Here is a 24,432-nt window from a genome sequence, read left to right on the forward strand (position 1 = left end):
AAGCACGGGAGCCTGGAACTGATGGTCGATCGAATGATGGCTGCAGCACTTAAGGCCACTTTAGGCCGGAACGGCGGGCTAGCACCCCAGCGTCGGGAGAGCGGCACGGGCATGGAAACCAGCTCGGATCCGGCTATTGCGTTATTCACAAGCTGGCGGCAGGCCCAACGGGTCTCACTGGTGTTGTGTCGTCTGCAACAGCGGTTGGAGACGCGCGTACTCGACGCAGCGCGCCGGGAAGCGATGGATGAGAAGGTTAGCTACTCGATCGCCTATCAAGCGGAAGTCGAAGCTATGACGGCTGCCTTAAAGCTTCAGGACGAACTGCCTCAAACACCGGCGCGGTCGCTTCTTGGCGTTGTCGCAAAGCTCGAAATCATCGCCGGCGCAGATCGCGACATCGACGATCCCACCGACTTTCCCTGGCCGCATATAGCTTCAGTACTTGATGACTTGAAGGAGATCACGGGGGGCCTGCCGCTAGGGCGGCCAGATCGATCGGTCATCGATGCAGATTGCAGGCGATACCGCGCGATGGCTGCCGACTTAGTCGGTCTGGAGCAGCAAACCGAGGATCCGGACTTGAGGCAGAGACCCACCCTTGCCATAAAAGCGGAGTGAGAAAAGAAACAACAGCGTACATAACGGCCATTCGCCACTGAGGCAATTTCAGCGAATCTTGTCCCGATGCAGATGTGGTCGGGGCGGAACTGGTGAAACCGAAGCGGCGCGTTACAAAGCGCAGCGTTGAGCGCAACGCCCACACCAATCTGTTTTCGCGCCAGCGCGTCGTTGACGAGGCCTTCCTGGAAGGAACGGCTCGCTTGTTTAAGGCTCGTACGGGACGGTCGCTCTCAACGGAGGATGCGCGGCAAATCGTCGACAATCTCGGTAGCTTCTTCCGCATCCTTGCTGAGTGGGACCGGATTGACCGGGACAAATAGCGGCGCGTTGTGCTCACCTAATAGCCTTTGCTTTTGCGACCGTGCGATAAACGAGGGACGCCCCGATGAACCACCTTGCCAAGCCTACAGGCCTTGTGAAGGCGCTGCTATACGCGCGCGTCTCCTCCAAGGAGCAGGATAAGGAAGGCTTCTCCATCCCGGCGCAATGCAAGCTGCTGCGTGACTACGCCCTGCAGCAGCGGTTCGACATTGTGCAGGAGTTTATCGACGTCGAGACGGCCAAGACCACCGGCCGGACCAACTTTACCGAAATGGTCAAATACCTGCGAAAGCATCCCGGCATTCGAAGCGTGCTGGTCGAGAAGACCGACCGGCTCTATCGCAACCTGAAGGACTGGGTGACGCTCGATGAATTGGATGTGGAAATCCACCTTGCGAAGGAGGGTGTGACGCTGTCGCGCGACTCGCGCTCATCTGAAAAGTTCATGCACGGCATCAAGGTCTTGATGGCCAAGAACTATATCGACAACCTTTCGGAAGAAGCCCGCAAGGGGCAAATGGAGAAGGCGGAGCAGGGCATCTGGCCGACAAAGGCTCCGCTGGGCTATGTCAACACCACCGGCAAGGATGGCAGAAAGGTCATCGAGCCGCATCCTGAATTGGCGCCAGTCGTCACACAGCTGTTCGAGCGCTACGCGACTGGCCAGTATTCGCTCAAGGCCTTGGCTAAGGCAGCCCATGGCGATGGGCTGATCTATCCCAAGAGCGGCAATCCGGTTCCGGTCAGCACTGTGCATATGATCCTGCGCAACCGCCTTTACACGGGACTGTTCCAGTGGAACGGCAAACTGCACCAGGGCAAGCACGAACCTCTCGTATCAATCGAACTATGGGAGCGGGTCCAAGGCATCCTGACGGGCCGCAATGCGGTGCCGACGCACCCGATAGGGAACGAGTTCGCCTTCACCGGCCTGATGACGTGCACCGAATGCGGTTGCGCCATCGTGGCGGAGATCAAGAAGGGCAAATACGTCTACTATCACTGCACGGGGCACGCGAACAAAGGCCGAGGCGGATACGCAAACTGCCGCCGAAAATATGTCCGCGAGGAGGTGCTCGATCAGGAATTCGCCAATCTGCTCGACCGGTTGCATTTTGACGAAGAGATATTGGAATGGGTAAAGGCAGCCCTCATGGCCAGCCATGCCGACGAGCGCCGCGAGCATGAACAGGCGATCCATCGATGCCAGGTCGAGCACAAGCGGCTTGAGGATCGGCTGCACGCCATGTACCTCGACAAACTCGATGGTCGCATCGACAACGCCTTTTACGACCGGATGTCGGCACAGTGGCGAACCGAACAGACGCGGCTGCTTCGCGAGATTGAGCGCCATGGTAGCGCCGAGGAATCATATATGGACGACGGCATCCGGCTGTTGGAACTGGCGCGCAATGCCAGCCGACTGTTTGCGAAACAGCCCGTGCATGAGAAAAAGCGGCTCTTGAATCTCGTGCTGTCGAACTGCCAATGGGACCAAGGCGTGGTTCACGCGGCTTTCAGACAACCGTTTGATCTACTTGCGAAAACGGTCGCATCCGGAGCAGCAACAGGCGCACAGCAGAGCGCCTTGTCGACAGAGAGTCCAGTTTGGCTGGGGCGCCAGGATTCGAACCTGGGAATGTCGGTACCAAAAACCGATGCCTTACCACTTGGCGACGCCCCAGCAGGCGGTGGATGCCGCGCTGCGCGCGGCCTTATAGGACGAGGCGGAGCAAAGCTCAATGCCGGCTGTGCAGGAAACGCGACGGCAATCCGCCGTCACCGGCTAAGCGCGGCGATTGGTCAGCCGGACATAGAGCTCGGCATAGGCCTGCCCCATTTTTTCGGCGGTGAAGAGAGCGGAAAACCGTTCGCGCGCGGCGCGGCCCCATTTTTCCGCTTCGTCAGGCGAATCGAGAAGCCGGTTGATGGCTTCGGCAAGCCGAGCCGGATCGGAAGGCGGGACGACCAGGCCGGTGACGCCGGCCTTGTTGACATAGGAGGTTCCGGTTCCGATCTCGCATGAGATCATCGGCTTGCCGCACATCGCCGCCTCCACCAGCGAGACGCCATAGGCCTCGGAGCGCTGATTCGAGGGGAAGACGAAACCGCTGCAGGCCTGAAGCAGGGCCATTTTCCGCTGCTCGGAAACCTCGCCGAGGAAGATCACATTGCCGCGCTTGAGCTTTTCGGCCTGGCGCTTCAGTTGCTGCTCGATCGGTCCCGACCCGGCAATGGCGATCTTGCACCGCACTCGCTCCGCGGCCTCGATAAGGATATCCAGCCCCTTGTAGTAGCGCAGCACGCCGACGAAGAGTACGAAAGGCTCCGACACGATCGATTGGCGCCAGGCGCTGTCCGCCGCCGTCGGCGCAGGATAGGCGTCCTCTTCTATGCCGATCGGAATGACCTGCGATTTGTCCTTGAATTTTCTTAAGGTTGCGCTCGACGCAAGATAGTCCGGCGATGTCGCCACGATCGCGTCGACGCCGCTCAGGAAGCGCTGCATCAGCGGGTTGTAGAACGGCAGCAGCAGGCGCTGCTTGACGATGTCGGAATGGTAGGTGACGACGGCCGGCTTGCCGTGGCGCGATCTGAGATGCGCGATGTCCATGACCGGCCAGGGAAAATGGTAGTGCACCAGGTCGGACTGCCGGGCGAGCGTATCGAATTTGCGGAACACCTCGCGGGAAAATCCGGTCGAGGCCAGTTCGAAATCCAGCCTCGCTTTCACCGCCATATGGCCGCCGATGCGCCTGGTGTTTTGCTGCGGCGCCTTGCTCAGCGACAGGACTTGCGTTTCGACGCCATGGCCGGCCGTGCTTTCGGCGATGGCATGGATGGTCCGCTCCACGCCGCCGAAGCTGTCCGGCCAGTATGTCTTGAAGAAGTGCAGGACTTTCAAACAGGCGTCTTTCGTCTTAGCCGGATGGCTTGCTCGAAGATTTGCAGCATGCCCTTGGCGTGGTTCTCCCAGGTGAAGCGCTCCGCGTTGCGGCGCGCGCCGGAAGCAAGCTTTTGGCGCAATTGCGCATCGAGGCAAAGATGACGAAAGCCACTGGCGATCGCCTCGGCATCGTGCGGGTCGACGAGCAGAGCGCTGTCGCCGGCCACTTCCGGCATCGACGACGTGTTCGACGTCAATACCGGTTTGCCGAACGATTGCGCTTCCACGATCGGGAAGCCGAAGCCCTCGTAGAGCGACGGCATGGCCAGAAAGAGGCAGTTCGCATAGAGCGTCGCGAGCAAGCCGTCGTCGACGAAGCCGGTGAAGATGACTTTTTCCTCGAGCCCGCCGCGGCAGACCTCGTCCGCCAGCCCGGTCTGCTTCCAGCCGCTGCCGCCGACGATGACGAGATCGCAGCCCGAGCGGGCGCTCTCAGGCAGGAGCCCATAGGCCTTGATGAGGTTGCCGAGATTCTTTCTGGGCTCCAGCGTGCCGACGAAAAGCGCGTAAGGCCTGGCGATGCCGAGAGGTTCGAGGCTGGAAAAGCCGCCCGGTGCGGGGAGGGGGGTGGTGCCGGGCGCGATCGTGCGGATCGGCGCCTTCAGCCACGAAAACTCCGTCTTCAACGCGCTCGCCGTGGCGCCGGAATCGGCCGCCACGATATCGGCCCTTCGCAAGGCGGGTTTCATGAGCAGGCGCTCGCCGAGCAAGGTCCGCATCCGCATGGTTTCCGGCGCGTGCACCCAGACGAGATCGTGGATGGTCACCACCCGCGCGATTCCGCTGTCCAGAACGAGCGGCAGGCGATGCGACGGCCCCCAGAAAACGTCGACCGCATCGCGCGCGGCTGCAGCTGGCAGGATGGCTTGCCCCCATAGTGCCCGCGCTGGAAGCGATTGGTATCCGCCCGTCCGCAAGGCAACTTCGCGCGGCAGTTCATAGTCGGCATTGATCTGGGCGGGAGCATAGACGCAAAGCTCTGCGCCGAGCGCCGACAGCGCCTTGATCGACTTGTGAACGAACCGGCCTATGCCGTCCGTGGCCGATCTCAGGTTCCTGCCATCGATGCCGATTCTCAATGGGTACTCCGGGACGAGGGCACGGGGATGTCGAAGGACAGGCCTGGCTCGATCAGCCGGCACTTCGCCGGCGCTTGAGAATATCTGAGTCGGCAAGCTTTGCTCAGGTCGTCCCTGAAACGCCTATTTCCTGAACAGTTCGGACAGGCCCTGTTTGAAGTTGTCGTAAGCGAACTGCCGCGACGCGACGTCCCTGGCATCCTTCTGCCTGTGCGCCGCCGCGGGCCGGTCGCCGAGGATCGCCATGACGCGGTCGGCGAAGCCGTCAACGTCGCCGACGTCGACCAGATCGAGGCAGGCCGATACATCGCCGAGCTCCAGGGTGATGAGGGGGATGTTCGTGGCGACCACCGGAACGCCGAGATGCAGCGCCTCGGTGATCTGCGTCGGGAAATTTCCCTCCATCTCCGATGTGAACAGCAGGCAGAGCGCATGTCTGTAGAGATGGCCGAGTTCCGCGTCCGTGAGCTCCGGCAGCGAAATCAGATCGCTTTCCGCGCCGCCTGCCGATTTGCCGCTCAAGGGTGTGGTCAAAAGTCCGAAGAGCCGGTCCTTGCTGCCCGCCTTCTCCAGTCGCTCATTCACGATCGCCACGGTTCTTGCGAAGTCGGCGAGCCGTTTCGAGGGCCGGTTCCGGGTCGGATAGAACACGTAATGTTTCGGCAGCTTTCCCAACTGGCCGGGTGTCGCGGCGTTGAGTGAGCCGTCATTGAGGAACGGCAAGGGAATGTGGGCGATGTTCTGCGCCTGCACGGCCAATTCCGTCTCGGGCAGGTACGAGGCCGTGAAGGCGGAGTTCGTCAGGACGCGCCGTGCCTTGCCGGCCAGGCTTTTGCCAATCATGGCGGCTTGCCGCGTCGCTCCCATCTCCGCCGAACCCTTGTAGAAATGCGGCATATAGTCGGGAAGATAGAGAACGACGTCCTTGTCTTTCAAACGCGAAAGCTCGGGGAACATATAGTAGTGCGGGATCAGGACGTGATCGATGCCCGCGTCCGCGTTGATCAGATCGACATATTTCTCATGTGGCACGACACCGATCGAGACCTTGACGCCGGCGAGCTGCTGTTGCGCCTTGCGCAGAACCTTGAAGGCTGCCACGGCCACGGTCGATGCCAGTGCGCGCGGCATGCCCTTGAAATTTCTTGACCGGTAGAGCCCCTTCAGGTGATCGACATTGGCCGAGAATGGCCGTGTCGACGCGATCTCGCGAAGACGCCCTATGGCCGTCATGGGCTTTCCGCCGCCGGTACCGTCATCGTCGACCAGCATGATCCTCAGATCGGAGTTTCCGGCGGGAGCGAGGAAGCCGTGAACGCGGCCGGCGTCTTGCTTTCGGCTCGTGACGACGATCTTGAAACCGAGATCGGAGAGCGCGCGAATGATCTGGCGCACGACGCGCGCTATCCCCTCCGCGCAGTGATATTTGCCGTCGCGATGCACGATCAGCGGGCCGAAGCCATGGAAGGCGACCAGCACGGTCTCGGCGGTCGGTGCCGTCGTCTTCACGGTGGGCGTGTAGATCAACCCCGGCGCGCGGTTGGCGCCGTCGTCGCCCAGCGCCCTTGCCATCGCGGCGTCGAACAGCGGCCAGACATATTCGGGCTGATAAAGCTTGCGCACCTCGGCCTGGCTTTCGATGATTTCGCGCGAAAGCGGGCCGTCGCCTTTCCTCAATCGTTCCGAACGCCTCACCAGCTCTTCGATGCTGTCGACCCTGCCTGGCGCGTCGGCCGGGAAATAGCGCGAAAGCAGCGACCCGTCCTTGAACACCACCGGGCCGCCAAGCGTCATGAACTCGATCGGCGGAAGATAGCAGACGGTCGGCTCTTCATAGTGATAGGCAAAGCCGCGCATAAGCGCCAATCGCCTGAAGAATTCGGACCGCTCGACCGTGCCGACGACCTGCTCGTCGTGGACGGGTACATTTTGCGCGCCGAAGATTCTATAGCCCCTGGCTGGGAAGTAATGCTTTAAGTGTCTATAATTGTTGATGTAATAAGGTATGTCCATTGCCCGCGGGCAAAGCAGCCCCAGTTCCGGAACCGCCGCATCGATGGTCCATGTGTCTCGTCGGTCGACAACATCTTGCGTGAGGCAATAGGGAACGACCATCATGCGCGACCGCAGCCATTCGTCCTCTATCTCGGCCACTTTTTCGGAATGCGGCATGAACCAGAAATCGTTCCGCTCGGTGATCAGCGGCAGCCCGCCTATGTTGGTGAGTTCATTCGACAGGCTGTAAGGCTGGCCATAAGTGCGGTAGATGACGCGCCCGCGATAGACCTTGAGGAAATGCACCAGCCATAGCGGATTGATGGTTACGATCGCGGCATCGAAATAGGCATTGAGAACCTCGGCTGCGTCCACCGGTATTTCGTCATAGAAGAAATTGGTCCTGGTGAGGGTTTCCAGGGCCTCTTTCGGCAGGCTGGAGTCTGACGGTGCCCAGCCGTAGACTGCGGATTGATCGTAAACGTCGCTCAGGTAAGGGGGATTGAACACCTCGTAGCCCATCGCCCGCAGGCGGGGGAGCTCGGTCTGCGAGAGAACCTTGTGCATGCCCAGCCAGAAAATTCGTTTCTTAGTCATCCGTTTTTCCGGCTCTTGAGGGTGGTCTGGTGTTGCGATGCATCGTCGATTGCTGAAATTGAGTCCTTTGACGTCGAGGAAGATGCCGATGCACGGAGATCCCGACGCTGACGAGATCTAGTGCGCGAGCCTCCTGGCGGCGCGCGCCAGAATTCGTATCGGCTCGGTGATACGCCACGAGGTTGAGGTGTAAATTGCGCCGAGCTGGCTTTCCAAAGCTAGCCTAGCGCGTTCCTCCTCACCAATACGCGCTTCTAAGGCGGCTTTTGTTTTCTCCGCCTGAGCTGTAAGAGAGGCTCTCGCATTCTGCTCTTCGGCAAGACGCAGCTCCAGGACCGCCCGGAGGCGTTCTTGATCGGCAAGAAGTTCTTGGGCAACGGCCTTGTTTTTACTCTCGTCTGCCAGCTCTTGACGAAGAGCGCTCATTTCGGCGTTGATATTGCGCGAAAGCCAGGACGTCGTGCTGGCCGCGAACCAGTCGAAATAATTAGGTCCAACGTCAAATTGTGATTTAAGTTCAGGGTGCGAAAGATTTAAATAGAATCTATTCAAGCCATCAAAATAAACAAACTCATACCCAAGATCCAGAAGCTCCTGTTCCCAGGTCTCGTGGTTCTGCTCCTGTGAATTTGGTTTTGTGCTCTCGACGACGACGATCCACGGTCGAGCAGCCGAAGGCAGCCAGCTTTTTATCACCTGATGTTCCATGCCCTCGACATCGATTTTCATCCAGTGGATGTCTCGATCGGCATGGAGGGACAGGATCGCTGAAAGCGGCTGGGACGAAACCGATATCGGGCTGACTTTGAACCCGTTGTTCTGATGCTGCCTGGCTATTTCTTCATTGCCGGTGCTCATGCCTGTATCGGCGATCTCGAAGAACCCGATTTCGCCCGTCTCCAGGGCGATGGCCGATTGGATGACGTCCTCGTCGGGTCGCGCGGCACGGAGCTTTTCCGCGTAAATGGCGCTCGGCTCGACGTGAACGCCCCGCCAGCCTCGCTCGTAAAAGGCAAGGCTCACGGAATCGACGACCGGATCCTGTGCACCGATGTCGATGTAGAAACCATGCTCCACATGCCTCAGCGCCCGCCAAAGGATGACATCTTCAAAGTTTTGGGCGTAACACGTGATCGGCATCGTCAGGAATCTCTCCGCACTTACCTTCGCTCAAGCCACGACCTCAGTCGAACCGGGCTGAACCTGTTGGGTGGGCCACTGGCGCTCAACCATGCCCCGCTCCGCACGACCTCGCGCAGCTGCGTTTCTGTTTTAAGTCTTCGTGGCCGGTCGAAAAACCAATGGTCAAAAACGCCTGCCTCCTGTTCGCGCCCGGCCCTGCACCCGATGGAATGGCGACAGGCGCCGGTTATGAAGATCTTTGGTATGTGCGGGAAATAATCTTGGCGGTCCCATTCATTTATGAGGTTTCGGCGTCGATCGTTTCAGCGCTTCGAAAAGATTTCGTCACATAGCGCGGCGATTTGCGACTTGGCAACTGTTTGCCGGGATTGGGGCGTTAATTAAGAATGTGCTGATAAGTCAACACATTCTTATGCGAGGCTTCTTCATCTGCACGTCGCTATGATCGGGTTGTTCGCTATCTGATTTCGGCTCCGGCGGCCGTGTCCGACGGCGAAACGTGCTGCCTGTTGTCAACGCGTGTTTCTCCCTTGCCATTCTGCGGTTCCGATGCGTAGGAAGCTGGTACTCCAGGATTGGGAAGGCATGGTCGACTGCGACATCGTATTTGACATGAGATGCCTGCAGGATCCGTCCTACAAGGATCGCGGCGTCGGCAAGCTTTCGGCGAATCTGGTCCGGAATGTAGGCAGCTTCCGCACGAAAATCGAAACATCGACCCTCGGGCTGATCGATCCGCGTTTGCCTCCTTTGGAGGACCGGTTCCTTCGCCTTGTCGACCGGATCCAGGGCAACGCTTATCTGGGCGCGAACGGACGTTCGACGGTGTTTGTCGAACTATCGCCGATGACGCACGACCCGTTGTTCCCGGGTCGCATCGTGAATGACCCGGACATCCTCAAGCTTGCGATCGTTTACGACTTCATCCCGCTGATGAAGCCGGAACGCTATCTGCCGACCGCCTCCGATCGGCTCGACTACCACACACAGCTCGTCTGGCTGTCTCGCCACGATCACTTTTTCCCTATTTCGCAATACACGTCGAACGAGCTCCGGCGCATCCTCAATGTGGAATCCCGGCACATTACGAACACCGGAGCCCCGATAGGCAGCGCCTTCGAGGCTGTCGACGGATGGGGACAATGGGAAGGTTTGTCCCAACGCTACGTTCTTGCCAGTGGTGGGGCCGAACCACGCAAAAACATCGAGTGCCCGATGCTTGCTCACGCGGGAAGCCGCGTGATGCAGGACGCCGGCATCCGGCTTGTGGTCACCGGAAACTATCCGCCGGGCTGGCAGGCAAGCTTGCGCGATCTCTATGTCGCCAATGGCGGCAAATCGGAGCTTTTGATTTTTCCGGGTTTTGTCGACGAGGATGAACTCGTGGCCATCTATCGCGGCGCCCAGTGCGCGGTTGTCGCGGCGCAGATGGAAGGATTCTCGATGCCGGTCGTGGAGGCGATGGCGGCGGGCACGCCGGTACTCGCATCTTCCATACCCGCCCACAAGGAACTGGTTGGCCGCAACGATTTGATGTTTTCTCCCGAAGACGTCGAAGACGTCAGGAACAAGGTCGAGGCGCTCGTCCTGGACCCCGTGAAACGCGCTGAAATCGTCAGCGACCAGTCGACACGTTGGCAGAGATTTCGAGCCGGCAAGATTGCCGGTGAATTCTGGGCGAAGGTGAGCGATCTGGTTGCGCATCGCCAACCAAAGCCCAGGGCTATCCTCAGGCGCGCGCGGCCACGAATTGCATTTCTCAGCCCCATGCCACCCGATCAGTCCGGCGTTGCCGACTATTCTGCCGCGACCATCAGGGAACTCGGGAAGTTGGCCGATGTCCATGTGTTTTCAAAACACGCATGCGCGGCAATGCCCGAGGGCGCTGCGTCGGTCCAGCAAATCACGGCTCTGCCGTGCTTGTCGTCGGACTTTGATCGGGTGATTGGGGTTGTGGGGAACTCACATTTTCACCTGGAGGTATTCCAACTCCTTGAAAGATACGGCGGAGCCTGCATCGAGCACGACAACCGCCTGCTTGGCTTCTATAGAATTCTTCTCGGCTCGCAGCGCGCGCGCTCGCTTGCGGAGCGCGAGCTTGGACGGTCTGTGACGGAGGAGGAAATCGCCTCATGGATGCAGGACGAGTCACGGCTCAAGGCCACGTTTCTCGGAGAGATCGCTGAATGGGCTTCACCGATGTTCGTGCACTCGCGTGTGACGGCCCGGATTGTTCGGGAGCGCTTCGCAAAAGCGGCGGTTTATTTGCCTTTTTCGATCTATCGACAGTGGCAGATCGACCCCACCGAGCACGAGCTTAAACTTGCCGCCAGGACGAGGCTCGGCATCGGGTCGGAGGAATTCGCAGTCGTATCCTTAGGGCTCGTTCATTCCAACAAAGCGGTCGAGGAATGTATCTGGGCCGTCGACCTGCTGCGCAGTTGGCAGATACCTGCAAAGCTCTATCTCGTCGGCGGATTTGCCGATGACGAAGGCCGGTTCAGGAATTTGGTGTCCTACCTCGATCTGGCCGATCATGTATCCTTCTCATCGGGGTTTGTCGGCGAGGCACAATATCGCGACTATCTGCTCGCGGCCGACGCGGCGGTTCAATTGCGAACGCACTTCTTCGGAGGTCTATCCGGGGCGCTGCTTGACTGCATAGCCGTTGGGCTGCCGACCGTTGCGAACGAAGATCTGGCGATGGCGATGGAGGCGCCTCCATATGTCTCTGCCGTGCCCGATCACCCAAGTCCCGTCCTTATTGCCGAGTCGCTCGCCGAGATTCGTGGCAAAGGCGTTGATAGGTCTCAATTTGATCAGGCACGGCGACACTATTGCGAGGCGCACAGTTTCGAAAATTATGCACGCAAGCTGTGCGAAGGACTAGGTCTTGAAATCGACGCCAGTCGGCGAAGCCCATGAGAGAGGCACGATTGCCGCCAGCCCCGATCTTTATCGATTTGACCGAACTGACGACGCACCCGTTGCGCACCGGGATTCAGCGGGTGGAGCGCGAGATTCTACGCCGCTGGCGGGGCCCAAGGCCGCTTGTGCCGTGCCGCTTCGATGCCGAGAAGCTGCGGTTCTTCGCATTGCCTGACGCGGTGGTGGAAATACTGACGGACAGCAATCACACTGTGGAAGAGGACAAGGAGCGGCTCCGTACCCATCTTGAAAAAGGGACGTCGGTCTCGCAGGGCGATATCGAGGCCGGCTTGCACAATCCTGAAGTCTTTTACGAGCAACGGCGCGCCGAGGCATACAGGGCTCTGTGTCGCGGCGGCACCGCTTCGGTCAGCTGGCTCGTCTATGATTTCTTGCCCTTTCTTCATCCGCAGGGCTGGGAGCCGCGGACGACGGAGCGTCTGATGCATTACGTGCGCACGCTTCGCGAAATACCGCGCGTTGCCTTCATCAGCGAACAGACCCGCAATGACTACCTGCACCGTATCGTCCGGGATGCCGGGCGCGCGGGCCCGGTGATCCCGCTTGGCGGCGATGGAATTGCCCTGTCCCGCCAGGAATTCGATCCCCGGCGGCGGACGTTCACCTATATCGGGACGATCGAGCCCAGAAAGAACGTGGCAGATATCCTCGAGGCCTTCGAGATGCTTTGGCAGCAGGATGTCGACGTCGAATTGACCGTCATCGGCCGGATGGAAAACCGATCGACACGCGAGCCGCCGATCCTCGAGCGCCTCAAGGCCGAACCTCGGTTCAGCTACCTTGGTCACGCCAGCGACGATGCGATCAGGCAAGCCCTGCAAAGAACCAGGGCAACCCTGTTCGTCAGTTCATTGGAAGGCTTCGGCATTCCGCCTTACGAAAGTCTGGCAAGCGGCATTCCGGTTATAGCGTCCGCGAACCTGCCGAGCCTCGACCTGTTGCCGGCGGGCGGACGCGTCATCTTGGGCGACATAAGCCCCAAGGCGATCGCGGGCGCCGTGCTTCAACTGCTGGATGATCCATTCGCCGAAAAGCTCTGGGGTGAGGTGACCAGCCTGCGGATACCGACCTGGGACGGGTTCGTGCAGGGGCTTGCGCGGTGGCTGCACGATGAGAGCAATTCCAGGAAAAGTGTGTAACGTGTAGGCTCGCCGACTTCGGCATAGCCTATCCGTCCGGAATTGCGCGGAAACAAATACTGAGCGCGGTTCGGCGATTCCGTGAAGCGCTCTAAGATCAGCGCTCTCGCGACGCGTTCGATGCTATTGTGAGGGCGAGCGTTTCCAGGCTTTTCACCAACTGGGCCTGCTCCTCACGCAGCGCCTTCATGTCATCCGACAGAGGGTGACTTCCCAGGCTTCTCGCGAGCTGGACCTGCTCTTGTCGCAATCCCCGCATGTCGTCCGAGAGCGACTGATTTTGCGCGCTCCTGGCGATCTCGGCTTGCCCCTGTCGCAAGAGCTCGATCTCGCCTGAGCGGGAGCGGACGAGGGTTTCGTTTGAGTGGTCAAACCGCTCGAAGATGGGCTGCAACAGAAATGTTCTGACGCGCCACATTGCTGGCCGCACGATGGGCCTGAATAGAGCCTTGTAGATGCCGAAAACGCCCTTCTTCACGATCGGCCGTAAGCCGCCCCCAGCAGGATTTTCGGCCGGCGACATGCCAGTCGGCATGACAACGGAGCCCGGCGCCGGAGAGGGGCGGGTGGAGTTGTCGCGGCGGACAGCATTGTGAAACCGGCGAACATGCCGTGCCAATGGCAGCACCGACTTTAAGGCTCTTGGACCATCCTCGTCGCGAAGTTCAAGGACAAGACGATCGTAACGTGAGGCGCGGGAGGCCGCCAATGCGAGGGAGCCGGACAGCGCGGCGGTATCAGCCGCAAAACGCTTGCCTTCGGCCTGCGCCAGTTCCCGCTCTTGTGCGAGTTGTTTGGACAGTGCGTCCACCAGGGCTGTGAGGTGTTTGGCTTCGGTATGCGCCTGCTCTCGTTGTTGCATAAGCTGGTCGGACAGCGCTGCCGTGTCGGCGGCCTGGCGCTTGGCCTCGGCGAGCGCCAATTCCCGCTCTTGGGCAAGTTGCGTCGACAGGGACGCCATGCGGGCTGCCAGGCGCTTGCGTTTGGATTCGCCTCGGTCGATTGCCGCGGTGAGATCGGTCGATCGTTTTTGGATATCCGCGCTCTTTTGATGTTGAGCGTTGCTTTCCGCGAAAAATTGATCCCGCTCCGCAATGATCTGGGTTCGTTCAGCCGCCAGCTGCGCCACAGCCGTGTCGGAACGCCATTGCTCGAACGGCACATAGTTGTCGAGAACATTCACCGGCGCCTGGAAGTGGCGAAGCAGTCCTTCGCTCTCTGCCCTTACATAGAAGACGTTGATGCCGTCGAAATATGCGCGCAGGAACCCGTTTGCGAGCAGAACGGGTTCCCAATTCTGATTGACGAGTTCGCTGGACCATGGCGCGGTTGCTTCAATCACCAGCACCTGCGGTCGAATCGATTTCCAATTCGCGGCTCCAATGATCGCAGCCTCGGACCCCTCGGCATCGATCTTCAGAAAGTTGATCTCTTGTCCTGCGGCATGCTGGGCGATCAGGCTGTCCAGCGTCACGGCCCGGACTTGAAGCGTCCTCCCTTCACCATCTGCGGCGACCGGCCCTTCGGTCACCTTGGACATGCCTGGATCGGATGAGTTTTCGAAGAAGGCGACGTCGCCGTCGCGATCCATGACCACGGCTCTTACGTTTATGTCGCGCGGCCGTTCACGTGCCAGCTCATCGAACACCGCTCCGGGTTCGACATTTATGCCGGACCATCCGCGGTCGTAGAAGGTCTTGGTGACGGACCCTATCGTCGGATGGTAGGCGCCAATGTCGATATAGAAACCGGTCGCCGTGTCTTTGAAAACGCGATCGAGCAGAACGTCTTCCCGATTTTGCGCGTAGCTGATCATTGTAAGCGCGGCGCGCGGAGGTGCCGCCTCGACGCCCATGGCTTCTTCGTGCACCGCATTTCGAATCGAAGAGCTCCGTTGATCCCGCAATTGGTTGTCTACCTTAGCAGAGGCTGTTGACCTCGGTTGCGAAACCCCCAACCGCAATATGCCGGTATTCTCCCCGCTGGCAACCGTCGGCGCGGTGCGCAAGTCCTGCTTTTGCCGCTGGCCGGTTTGGCCCGAAAGCCAAGAGCGGTTTTGCCGAATGGCGCGCATCGGCTAAGAGACCTGCAAATCACCAAGGGGTCTTCATGCACGGCTTCGCGATCTGCACGGCGCCACGCTCGGGCAGCAATTTCCTGTCCCAACTGCTTTCGAGCACCGGCCAGCTCGGCCGCCCGCTGGAATATTTCAACGGTCCGGGACGGCGTTATTTTGACGATCCGGACTATCCCGACGACAGGAACGCGCAGATCGAAAAAATCCTGACCATGGGCGCGACGCCCAACGGAATCTACGGGCTGAAGATATTCGCCTATCAGAACGACTGGGTCGAAGACGAGATCGAGTGGACCGCGCGGCTGCCGAACCTGCAATTCATATTCCTGCGCCGGCGCGATATTTTGGGGCAGGCGATCTCCTGGGCCCGGGCGCTGCAGACCGGACAGTACCGCCATGGGCAGACGTCGACCGGTGAAGCGGCATTCGATGGCCAAGCAATACTAGATCGTCTTCGCGCGATCGCGATCGAGTATGCCCGGTGGGAGATGTATTTCGCCCGCAATGAAATAGCAGCACTTCCTGTCGTCTATGAGGACGTCGCGAATGCGCCGCAACAGGCGGTCGACAGCATAGCCGGGCTCTTCAATCTCCACCATGTGCGCGCCGACGCGCGTCAAGTCAGTGTCATCTTGCAACGGGACGAGAGCACCGAAAAATGGCGCAGGCGTTTTGTCGAGGAATTCGGCAACCTGGGCAGGGTCGATAAACTATGGAGCTAATCGTGGAGTCGTGCGATCCGGACCGCTTGGGTGCGGACAGTTCACCGTAGGAGCCCTGCCGGTCCATGATCTTCGAACGGCCCCTGACGGTCCTCATCGCCAACATCTATCTGACCGGACGGTCGGGAACCGAGATCGTCACGCGCGAAGTCGCCTTTGCGCTGCGGCGCGCCGGGCACAGGCCGATCGTCTACGCCGCCGGATTGGGACCGATCGCTGAAGAGATTAGGGCGCGCGGCATACCGGTTACCGACGACATCTCGACCATCGCCGCGGATGTCGACATCATCCATGGCAACCACAATCAGGTCACCGCCATTGCAGCGGCGCGTTTCCCGAACGCTCCGGCGCTTTATTTCGCGCATGACTTCACCGCCTGGCACAGCGCGCCGCCGTTTCTCGCCAATATCTGGAAATACGTCGCCGTCGACGACACGGTCGCCGAGCGCCTGCAGTTCGAGGCCGGCATTCCGGCGAAGCGCATCGTCACGCTGCTCAATGCCGTCGATACCGATCGTTTCGTGCCCGGGCCGCCGCTGCCGGAGCGCCCGAGCCGGGCCTTGGCCTTCGCCAAGAACGTGCAGCATCTCCATGCCGTGCGCATCGCCTGCGAGCGGCACGGCATCGCGCTGGACGTGGCGGGCGGTATCGTGGGCAACCTCGTCGACGAGCCCGAGAACCTGCTGCCGCAATACGACCTTCTCTTCACCTCCGCCCTCAGCGCCCTCGAAGCGATGGCATGCGGGCGCGCCGTTGTCGTTTGCGACGGCCGCGGCCTTGCCGGGATGGCCCGCTCCGACAATTGGGATGCGTGGCGGCGGCGCAATTTCGGACTGGGAGTGCTGCGGCAGCGCTTGTCGCCAGACGCGATCTCGGCCGAGATCGAACGCTATGACGCCATCGACGCCGCAGAGGTGACGGGGAGGACACGCCAGGATGCGGGAATGTCGCAATGGCTGGATGCTTGCCTGTCGCTGTATGACGAAGCGATCAGGCAACACAGTGCCGCGCCTGCGGACATGCGAGACATGAACCTCTCGCTGGCTCGCCATATGCAGATCTGGTTGCCAAAACCTGGACCGATCTGGCCCTGGATGACGGAGCGCGAGGATCTGCTGGCACGGTTAGCGCAGCCGGTAGAACCTGTCCCGGTCGAGCTCAAGCCGGTGAAGTTGGACGAGCCGGTGTCGTTGGCGCTGGCCGACGAACCGCAAAGCACGGTGCGCCTGACAGGCTTCTCGACGGTCGAGCATTGGGGCGTCTGGACGGAGGGCGAACTGGCAACGGTCGAATGCAGGATCGTCTCCTCGAGCCCCGTTCCGGCTGCGCTCAGGTTGAGCCTTGTGCCATTTCTTCACGGCGATCACGCGGAAGTCGCCGTCGAGCTTTTCGTCAACGGCATGAAGATCGAGCGGCAGGTTTTCCGGCCGATTGTCCGTAGTGCCCCGGTTTTTGAAGCGCGGGACTGGCTGGTGGCGTTGCCGCCCGAAGCCATGGCGGGTTCGAGCCTTATCATCGGCTTTCGCATCGATAATCCCGCAAGTCCGCAGCAGCTTGGCCTGTCGAGCGATGGACGGCGGCTTGGGGTGGGGCTGTGTCAGATCGAGCTCAAACGATGACGCGCTTGGCCAGCCGTCTGGCGATCGGCTCGACATGCTCCCTGAAACGTAGCACCGTCGTGTAATAGCCGCTCTTTACCCGCTCCTCGCCCCAGCGCTCATAGGCCGGCGGTTGCTCGCAGCAGTCTGAAACATCGAGCAGATAGTCCACCGGGGTAAGGCGCTCGACGCCGAAACTCGCCATGCCATGCGCCGCGCGCAGCCGGTCGGCCTCCTCGGTCAATTCCGGATAATTGTCGACCGCCTTGAGCTTGCGATCGAGGGCGCCGGCATCGAGATGCAGCTCTATTCCGCCTCGCGTCTGGCGCTTCAGCGTGGCGGCTTCAAGCGGAAACTCGAGGTTGGGCAGATCGCGACCATTCCGACCGCGCAGCCTTGCCAGCGCTGCATTGACGAGCAGCCGGCAGACATCGTGTCCCGGATTGAACCCTTCGACCGCGTCGGCGGCGACATAGTCGATCTCCTCATTGGCCAAGATCGTGGCGATTTCGTCGGCAAGCGCCCTGAAGGTCTCCATTTCGCCAGCCAGAATGGCGCGATAAAGCTCCCGGTCTGGCATTTTGCCGAAGAAATTCGCCGATGGGGAAGCGCCCGCGCCGGCCAGAACCGCCGCCGTACGGTCGAGCCGGCCGGCGCCGAGATGGCCCGAACCATCGGTCAGGACCAGGACCAGCGGTCTCGCGTTTTCCATCCAATGGTGGACCCGCAATTCATGTCCTGGATGAGCAACGACCAGCGCCGCCTTCTTGCCCTGCCACCAACCTTGCTCGCTGCCAGCCATGGATGCGCCTCGTACCGGTTAGGGCAATCCCGGGAAATGTGCGCAGTGGTTTTCCGTCCGGAATTGCGTAAAAAATGAAAGTTAGACAATTCTAATGAAGGTTGAACTGTTCTGATGAACGCATAGACACAGGATGAATCCCAATAAGATCCGCCCCGAGGCATTCGTTATTGTAATTCGTTCGTGGCAAAGGTGTTCCAAGGCGCCCCCTTGTCCACCTTAATCGAAAATTGCCCGGCGTCAGCCGAAAAATTCTCAGCCGAAATAGGCTGGCAGGACGTCGTTGGCAGGCCCGTCCATGCGCACGCGGCCATGGTCCATCCATAGAATGCGGTTGCAATTCTTCTGCAGCAGCTCGCGCGAGTGGCTGGCAAGGACAAGGATCTTGGTCGTGCTGACGATCTCGCGCAGCCGCTTGTCGGCCTTGTGCTTGAAATCCTCGTCGCCGGTCGACAGCCATTCGTCCATGACCAGTATTTCCGGTCGGATCGCCGTCGATGTCGAGAACGCCAGGCGAAGCTGCATGCCGGACGAATAGGTTCGGAACGGCATGTCGAGGAAATCGCCCAGTCCGCTGAACTCGGCGATCTCGTCGAACTGCTTGCGCAACTCTTCCGGACGCATGCCCATCATCGCGGCGCGGAGCCGGATGTTCTCGCGGCCGGTTGCCTCCGGATCGATGCCCAGCGAGATGTTGATCAGGGACACGCAATCGCCATCGATCGCCGCGGATCCGCTGGTCGGCCTGTAGATGCCCGACAGCACGCGAAGCAGCGTCGTTTTGCCGGAGCCATTGTGACCGACGAGTCCGATCCGGTCGCCATCCTTGATGGCACAACTGACGTCCTCGAGGCCGCGCACGATGACATGGCCATCCGTACGCCGGTCGATCGCGCCGCCGGTTGCGACGCTGAGGACCCTGTTCTTGAGCGAGCGGCTCGCCGCGTTGAACACCGGGAATTCGACCGAGACGCCGGCCAGTGTGATGGAAGCCATGGGAGTGCTCAGAGCCAATAGGGAACGCGATGACGATAACGGCTGAAGAGCAACAGCGCCGCCGTCCATCCGACGACCGCAAACCCGACGCATGCCATCCAGTTGGTTGCGGAGGGCAGGTTGCCCAGCAGCGGGTCCCGCACGACACTGATCAGATGGTAGAAGGGGTTGAGGTCCAGCAGCAGTCCCGAAATACCCTCGGGCAGCGTTTTGGGCATCCACATCACCGGGGTCAGGTACAGGATCACTTGAAGCATATTCTGCACCACCTGCGTCATGTCGCGATAACGGGCGCAGAGCACGGCCAGGATCAGCATGATCCATAGCAAGTTGAGCGTCAAAATGACGAAACCGGGCAGCGCCAGGAAAACATCCCATGTCGGCATGCGTCCCACGGACAGGAGGACGAGAGGATATATCAGGATGTTGTGGCCGAGGATGATGGCGTTGCGGTACAGCGTCCTGAGCACATGGGTGAACAGCGGCATGCGCACCTGAAGGATAATGCCCTCGGCTCCGATAAAGGCCGTGCAGCCTTCGTTGATCGACGTCGAAATGAAACCCCAGAAGATCAGGCTGACGCAGATGTAGGGCAGGTACTCGTGCATCGGGGTGCGGAAGAGCGTGCCGAAGACAAACCCGAGCGCGCCGATCAGCACGCCCATGTTGATCGTCAGCCAGAACGCCCCGACCCGCGACCGGCGGTAGCGCTGGGCCACGTCCTGCCAGCTGAAAGTCGTCGCAAGGTGGTGTTTCCGGAGCGCAGCGCCGATATCGGCGAATGCGTCTGCAACGAAGCCTGTTCTGGTCGGCAGCATATATCCCGTTCGTTTGTTCTGCCCAGGCCCGACTGTGCGCGAAAGGTGCGATACATTATTGGCTTGGCGACATCAAGTTTGACGAGCCGTCTTTTCCAGCCGGACCCTGCCGAGCGTTTTGCGCGCGACGAAATTGCACAGCGCATTTGACGGAAGTGTTCCCTACGACTTGCGCCGGGAAGGGCTACGAATGCCGCTCATGTCTCGCAACCATCCCGGCGATCCACCCGACGTCCGGCATGGGCAAGGCGCACAAGGAAAATGCTTTGATATCGTCTGTGAAGCGGCTCATGGATTGGAAGGACAGGCGGGTCCGCGCGCGGGACTGCCCGATCTATTTCCAACACATTCCCAAAACGGCCGGCGTTTCCGTCAGGACATGGCTGCATTCGCACTATACTGACCGCCTTTGTCCTGCCTGGCTCGCGGACGATCTGGTGCGGTCGACGCCGGAGATGTTGCGCAACTACCAGGCTTTCGCGGGTCACTTTCACAGCTATCTCAAGCAGTATCTCGGTCGCGATCTTGTGACGGTCACCGTCCTGCGGGAGCCTGTGGCCAGAACGCGCTCGCACTGGCAGCATGTTCGCCGCGCGCCCGAGCACCCGCATCATCTTCGGGTCCTGGGCCAGACCTTCACCGACTTTGTGATGGACGACCTCAATCGGGTAATGATCGAGGATTATCAGGCCCGGTATCTTATGAAGCTACCGCTTAGCTTGAGCGTTATGGCCGGTCGGTATTCCGACGCCGATCCCGCGCTGCCTGTCCTGTCGGAAGCGCTGGAGCAAACCTCGCTGCCGTTGCTCAAGCCGGAATTGTTGAAAGGCGCCAGAGCCGCACTCAAGAGTATGTCGGTGGTCGGGGTCACCGACCGCCTCCATGATTTTCTGGTTCGAGTGGCCAGGGTGGCAAATGTCCCTTCACCTGCGGCTCAAGCGGTGCCACGCGCAAACGCCTCCGAACAGGCCGATGCCGAGGAACTCTCACCCGCAGCCCTTCGGAAGCTGCACGACCTCACGCAAATCGATCGCGAAATCTATAACGCGGCCATTTGATTTGCCGACGGCCAGTTGGCGAAGCAGTTCTATCTTTTTTGTTCTACGCAATTCGGACGGACAGGCTACGCCGAACTCGGCGAGCCTAAACGTTTCACGCTTTTCCTGGGATCGCCCTAGATGATCTCGATCTCCGGGAACGGGAAGATGAACTTGCCGCCGTCCGCGAGATATTCACGTTCCCGGCGTAGGATTCCGTCCTTGAAATGCCAAGGCAGGACCAGAAAATAGTCCGGCTTCATCGCCCGCGCTTCCGCTTCGGAAATGATTGGGATGTGGGTTCCCGGCGTCATGCGGCCGAATTTTTCAGGGTTGACCTCGGCGATGGCCGGGATTTCGGCGGCGGTGAAGTTGCAAAATTGCAGGACGACATTGCCCTTGGTTGAAGCGCCGTAACCCAGCACCTTTTTGCCGTCGGCGACCAGTGCCTGAATGAGGCGCGATAGGTCCTGCCTGTGCCTGAACACGCGCTCCTCGAAGTCGCGGAACGGCCGCGGCGTCGACAGCCCCATGCGATCCTCCTGCTCGAGCAGCCAATCGATGACCGCCCGGTCGGGCTTGACGCTTTGGTTGCTTTTGTGGGCGGCGGTGACGGCGAAACTGCCGCCATTGATGTTGTTCATGACGACATTGACGATCTTCAGCCCGGCCGCCTCCAGGATCTTCGCCACGACTCCCAGGGAATAATATTCGACATGCTCGTGACAGATCGTGTCGTAGGAGTTCAGCCGCAGCATCGACGGCATGTAGCTCTGTTCGAAATGCCAGATGCCGTCCTCGGCGAGCACCTCGGCCACCTGACGGGCAAAGGCGATGGGGTCTTCAAGATCGTAGAACATGGCAATGGACGTCACGATCTTCGCCCGCTTCTGGCTGGCGCCGCGATAGGCTTCGGCCGAGAAGAAGTCCGGCACCAGCTTCACGTCGTCCGGATAATACTGCGCGAACTTCCTGGCCGTCGGATCGATGCCCACGCGTGTCAGCCCGGCAATTGAATAGGCCTTGAGCGTCGTGCAGTCGTTGCTGCCGATATCGAGTACGACCTCGCCGCTGCGCGGAGAAGCGAGCCGTTCGAGGAACCGGACCTTGTGCGTCAGATGATCGACCATCGACTGGTTCAGGCCCGAGCGATAGCCGTAATTGTCGCCATACATCTCGCTCGGCTCATAGGAGTGCTTCAACTGCAAAAGCCCGCTCGAGGGGGACCAGACCAGTTCGAGCGGTCCTTTTGTCACCGGCTCCGCGGCGGATTTCGGGAACACACCCGTGAGCGCCTGCTCACCCAGATTGAGGACGGAGACGAGATCCTTTTCCTTGCCGACACGGCAGGCCTCGATGGCGTGGTATCTTACCTCAGTCATGATTTCCGTACTCTCGGTTGGTGTTGGAAGGGTGGCCTTGCTTACGCCTTGGCCACGCGTGCGCGGCAATCTCTCAGAACCGCCGCAAGCGTATCTTCGAACCGATGCTCGGGCGCCCAGCCGAGTTGGTTCCGGGCACGTGTCGCATCGCCCACGATGGATGGCAGATCGCTCGGCCGCAGCCGCAGCGGATCCTGCTCTGTGACGATCTTGGCGCTGCTTTGCGCCAGCAAGAGATCGAGAATGTCGCCCATCCGCCAGGAAACGCCGGATGCGACGTTGAAAATGGTGTTTGGCGCAAGATCGCTGCTGGCCGAGACGACGCGCGCATAGGCATTGGCGATGTCGCGCGCGTCAAGGAAATCGCGCTTTGCGTCGAGATTGCCGACGCGGATGACCGGCGGAGCCAGACCTGCTTCGATCCTCGCGATCTGCATGGCGAAGGCCGGCACGGCAAATGCCTCCGTCTGGCCCGGTCCGGTGTGGTTGAAGGGACGCATGCGAACGCATTTCAACCCCTGGCGTGCCAGCGCCCCCAGGGCGAGATCGGCCGCCGCCTTGGTCACGGCGTAGTCGTCGATCGGAGCAAGCAGCGTGCTTTCGTCGAGCGGCCGTCCTGTTTTCGCGCTTTCGCCATAGACCAGGCCCGATCCGACATGGATCAGCCAGCAGCCCGGAGCATTGGCGAGGACGGCATTGGCCACGTTGAGCGCGCCGCCCACATGGATGCGCCATGTGTTCTGAGGATCGGCCTGGGCGGCGCCCAGGGCCGCGACCGCCGCCAGGTTGATGACATGCGTGGGCCGATGACGGGCAATGGCGTCATGGACGGCGGCCGGGTCGGTCACGTCCAGCGCTTCGACATGGCCGAAAGCAGGGTGCGGACCGCCATCCTTGGAGGTTGCGATTACGGCGACCTCAGCGCCGCAGACACTGCGCAGCGCGTCGTAGACATAGGGGCCGACGAACCCCTTCGCGCCGGTGATCAAAACCCGCATGCCGACCTCGCTGACCGTGACGTGTCGCGCGCGAGCACGGCCGCCACCTGCGTTGCGGGGCGGGGCGGATCTTGCCGGCGGCTTCCGGAAGCGTGCCGGCCTCTGCCCGTAACGGCAATCCGCCGGCCGACCGGGTCGTCCGTGCCAATGATCACAACATGCGTCAAGCTATCGACCATGAAAGCTGGGGCTACCTACGTGCGGGCGTCGGAATGGCGTTTGAGATCGGCATCCACCATCTCCTTGATCATCTCTTCCAGCGAAATCGTCGCCTCCCATCCGAGCTTCGCCTTTGCCTTGGCGGGATTGCCGAGCAGGATTTCGACTTCCGCCGGCCTGAACAGGTCAGGATCGATGACAAGATGGTCGTCCATCTTCAGCCCGACATGTTCGAAGGCGATCCTGCACATGTCTCGCACCGTCGTCGTCCTGCCCGTGGCAACGACGAAATCGTCGGGCTGATCCTGCTGCAGCATCAGCCACATGGCGCGGACATAGTCTTTCGAGTGGCCCCAGTCGCGCTTGGCGTCGATATTGCCAAGCCGCAGTTCCTTTGCCAGGCCCCTCTTGATGCGCGCGACCGCGTCCGTGACCTTGCGTGTCACGAATTCGATGCCGCGAAGCGGCGATTCGTGATTGAACAGGATGCCGCTCGAAGCGTGCAGTCCGAAGCTTTCGCGATAGTTGACGGTGATCCAGTGACCATAGAGCTTGGCCACCGCATAGGGGGAGCGTGGGTAAAAGGGCGTGGTCTCCGACTGCATCGGCTCCTGGATGAGGCCGTACATCTCCGACGACGAAGCCTGATAGAAACGTGCCCCGGGGATTTCGAGACGCAGCGCCTCGAGAACATTGGTGACGCCGATACCGGTGACGTTGCCGGTCAGTATCGGTTGCTGCCATGAGGATTTGACGAAGGACTGCGCGGCAAGGTTGTAGACCTCGTCCGGCCTGATGTCGCGCATGGTTCGGGCCAGGCCCGACAGGTCCGTCAGGTTGCCATCCACGATCCGCACGTCTTTTTCGACGCCCAGCCATTTCAGGCGCGTGGTGTTGACGTCGGCCGTGCTCGACCGCCGCGCAAGACCGTGGACCTCATAACCCTTCGAGAGCAGGAGCTCAGCCAGATAAGCGCCGTCCTGCCCGGTAATGCCGGTTATCAATGCTGTCTTTGTCATCAAATGCTCTCAGTATGTTTTGATAATTTC

Annotated in this window: 19 protein-coding genes, 1 tRNA gene and 1 pseudogene; 9 read left to right on the plus strand and 12 right to left on the minus strand. The window is 60.4% G+C overall.

Annotated elements, in window-relative coordinates:
• Positions 1-111 precede the first annotated feature (111 nt).
• The 3 genes and pseudogenes from DPM33_RS03090 to DPM33_RS37700 all read left to right on the plus strand — a co-directional run.
• A complete protein-coding gene (locus tag DPM33_RS03090) occupies positions 112-621 on the plus strand; it encodes a hypothetical protein (RefSeq protein ID WP_245441970.1) in 510 nt (169 codons plus the stop codon).
• Positions 622-713: 92 nt separating this feature from the next.
• A complete protein-coding gene (locus tag DPM33_RS03095) occupies positions 714-944 on the plus strand; it encodes a hypothetical protein (RefSeq protein ID WP_208648351.1) in 231 nt (76 codons plus the stop codon).
• 65 nt (positions 945-1,009) lie between these two features.
• Positions 1,010-1,984, plus strand: a pseudogene (locus tag DPM33_RS37700) (recombinase family protein); the annotation flags it as partial.
• A gap of 570 nt (positions 1,985-2,554) precedes the next feature.
• Here DPM33_RS37700 and DPM33_RS03115 read toward each other — a convergent pair.
• From DPM33_RS03115 to DPM33_RS03135, 5 genes are all read right to left on the minus strand, one after another.
• Positions 2,555-2,629 (minus strand) — tRNA-Gln (locus DPM33_RS03115).
• A gap of 102 nt (positions 2,630-2,731) precedes the next feature.
• Positions 2,732-3,850 carry a glycosyltransferase family 4 protein gene (locus DPM33_RS03120; protein WP_112095432.1) on the minus strand — a complete coding sequence of 373 codons (1,119 nt, stop codon included), beginning with the start codon at positions 3,848-3,850 and terminating at the stop codon, positions 2,732-2,734.
• Positions 3,847-4,971, minus strand: coding sequence for a glycosyltransferase family 4 protein (locus DPM33_RS03125; RefSeq protein ID WP_112095434.1), 1,125 nt, complete (start codon positions 4,969-4,971; stop codon positions 3,847-3,849). The genes DPM33_RS03120 and DPM33_RS03125 overlap by 4 nt, the downstream gene beginning before the upstream one ends.
• Positions 4,972-5,094: 123 nt before the next feature.
• Positions 5,095-7,563 carry a glycosyltransferase family 4 protein gene (locus DPM33_RS03130; RefSeq protein WP_112095436.1) on the minus strand — a complete coding sequence of 823 codons (2,469 nt, stop codon included), beginning with the start codon at positions 7,561-7,563 and terminating at the stop codon, positions 5,095-5,097.
• Between the two features lie 117 nt (positions 7,564-7,680).
• Positions 7,681-8,703 carry an FkbM family methyltransferase gene (locus DPM33_RS03135; protein ID WP_112095438.1) on the minus strand — a complete coding sequence of 341 codons (1,023 nt, stop codon included), beginning with the start codon at positions 8,701-8,703 and terminating at the stop codon, positions 7,681-7,683.
• Between the two features lie 161 nt (positions 8,704-8,864).
• Between DPM33_RS03135 and DPM33_RS36080 the strand changes: the two genes are divergently transcribed.
• From DPM33_RS36080 to DPM33_RS03145, 3 genes are all read left to right on the plus strand, one after another.
• Positions 8,865-9,038, plus strand: coding sequence for a hypothetical protein (locus DPM33_RS36080; RefSeq protein WP_167448926.1), 174 nt, complete (start codon positions 8,865-8,867; stop codon positions 9,036-9,038).
• A 253-nt stretch (positions 9,039-9,291) separates the two neighbouring features.
• The gene (locus DPM33_RS03140; RefSeq protein ID WP_167448927.1) at positions 9,292-11,631 is read left to right on the plus strand and encodes a glycosyltransferase; all 2,340 of its coding nucleotides are present in this window, start codon (positions 9,292-9,294) and stop codon (positions 11,629-11,631) included.
• Positions 11,628-12,794 (plus strand): glycosyltransferase, encoded by a 1,167-nt coding sequence (locus DPM33_RS03145; RefSeq protein WP_112095441.1) that lies wholly within the window; start codon positions 11,628-11,630, stop codon positions 12,792-12,794. Before DPM33_RS03140 ends, DPM33_RS03145 begins: the two co-directional genes overlap by 4 nt.
• Positions 12,795-12,891: 97 nt before the next feature.
• Here DPM33_RS03145 and DPM33_RS03150 read toward each other — a convergent pair whose 3' ends face one another.
• Positions 12,892-14,664 carry an FkbM family methyltransferase gene (locus DPM33_RS03150; protein ID WP_167448928.1) on the minus strand — a complete coding sequence of 591 codons (1,773 nt, stop codon included), beginning with the start codon at positions 14,662-14,664 and terminating at the stop codon, positions 12,892-12,894.
• 239 nt (positions 14,665-14,903) lie between these two features.
• Between DPM33_RS03150 and DPM33_RS03155 the strand changes: the two genes are divergently transcribed.
• Both DPM33_RS03155 and DPM33_RS03160 read left to right on the plus strand, forming a co-directional pair.
• On the plus strand, positions 14,904-15,593 hold the full coding sequence (locus tag DPM33_RS03155; RefSeq protein WP_112095445.1) for a Stf0 family sulfotransferase: 690 nt from the start codon (positions 14,904-14,906) through the stop codon (positions 15,591-15,593).
• A gap of 65 nt (positions 15,594-15,658) precedes the next feature.
• Positions 15,659-17,212, plus strand: coding sequence for a glycosyltransferase (locus DPM33_RS03160; RefSeq protein WP_112095446.1), 1,554 nt, complete (start codon positions 15,659-15,661; stop codon positions 17,210-17,212).
• On the opposite strand, the gene DPM33_RS03165 is transcribed toward DPM33_RS03160, so the two are convergent.
• The 3 genes from DPM33_RS03165 to DPM33_RS03175 form a co-directional block, all read right to left on the minus strand.
• Positions 17,202-17,993 (minus strand): hypothetical protein, encoded by a 792-nt coding sequence (locus tag DPM33_RS03165; protein ID WP_112095448.1) that lies wholly within the window; start codon positions 17,991-17,993, stop codon positions 17,202-17,204. The genes DPM33_RS03160 and DPM33_RS03165 overlap by 11 nt on opposite strands.
• A gap of 255 nt (positions 17,994-18,248) precedes the next feature.
• Positions 18,249-18,989, minus strand: coding sequence for an ABC transporter ATP-binding protein (locus DPM33_RS03170; protein WP_112095450.1), 741 nt, complete (start codon positions 18,987-18,989; stop codon positions 18,249-18,251).
• 8 nt (positions 18,990-18,997) lie between these two features.
• The gene (locus tag DPM33_RS03175) at positions 18,998-19,807 is read right to left on the minus strand and encodes an ABC transporter permease (protein ID WP_112095452.1); all 810 of its coding nucleotides are present in this window, start codon (positions 19,805-19,807) and stop codon (positions 18,998-19,000) included.
• A gap of 146 nt (positions 19,808-19,953) precedes the next feature.
• On the opposite strand from DPM33_RS03175, the gene DPM33_RS03180 reads away from it, so the two are divergent.
• The gene (locus DPM33_RS03180; RefSeq protein WP_167448929.1) at positions 19,954-20,865 is read left to right on the plus strand and encodes a hypothetical protein; all 912 of its coding nucleotides are present in this window, start codon (positions 19,954-19,956) and stop codon (positions 20,863-20,865) included.
• A gap of 116 nt (positions 20,866-20,981) precedes the next feature.
• On the opposite strand, the gene DPM33_RS03185 is transcribed toward DPM33_RS03180, so the two are convergent.
• From DPM33_RS03185 to gmd, 3 genes are all read right to left on the minus strand, one after another.
• Positions 20,982-22,226: a class I SAM-dependent methyltransferase gene (locus DPM33_RS03185; protein WP_112095456.1), complete on the minus strand. Its 1,245-nt coding sequence runs from the start codon at positions 22,224-22,226 to the stop codon at positions 20,982-20,984.
• Positions 22,227-22,267: 41 nt separating this feature from the next.
• Positions 22,268-23,224, minus strand: a complete 957-nt coding sequence (locus DPM33_RS03190; RefSeq protein WP_112095458.1) for a GDP-mannose 4,6-dehydratase — start codon at positions 23,222-23,224, stop codon at positions 22,268-22,270.
• Positions 23,225-23,418: 194 nt separating this feature from the next.
• On the minus strand, positions 23,419-24,402 hold the full coding sequence (gene gmd, locus DPM33_RS03195; protein ID WP_112095460.1) for a GDP-mannose 4,6-dehydratase: 984 nt from the start codon (positions 24,400-24,402) through the stop codon (positions 23,419-23,421).
• Positions 24,403-24,432 lie beyond the last annotated feature (30 nt).

This window comes from Mesorhizobium hawassense (genome assembly GCF_003289945.1).
Classification (GTDB): Bacteria; Pseudomonadota; Alphaproteobacteria; order Rhizobiales; family Rhizobiaceae; genus Mesorhizobium; species Mesorhizobium hawassense.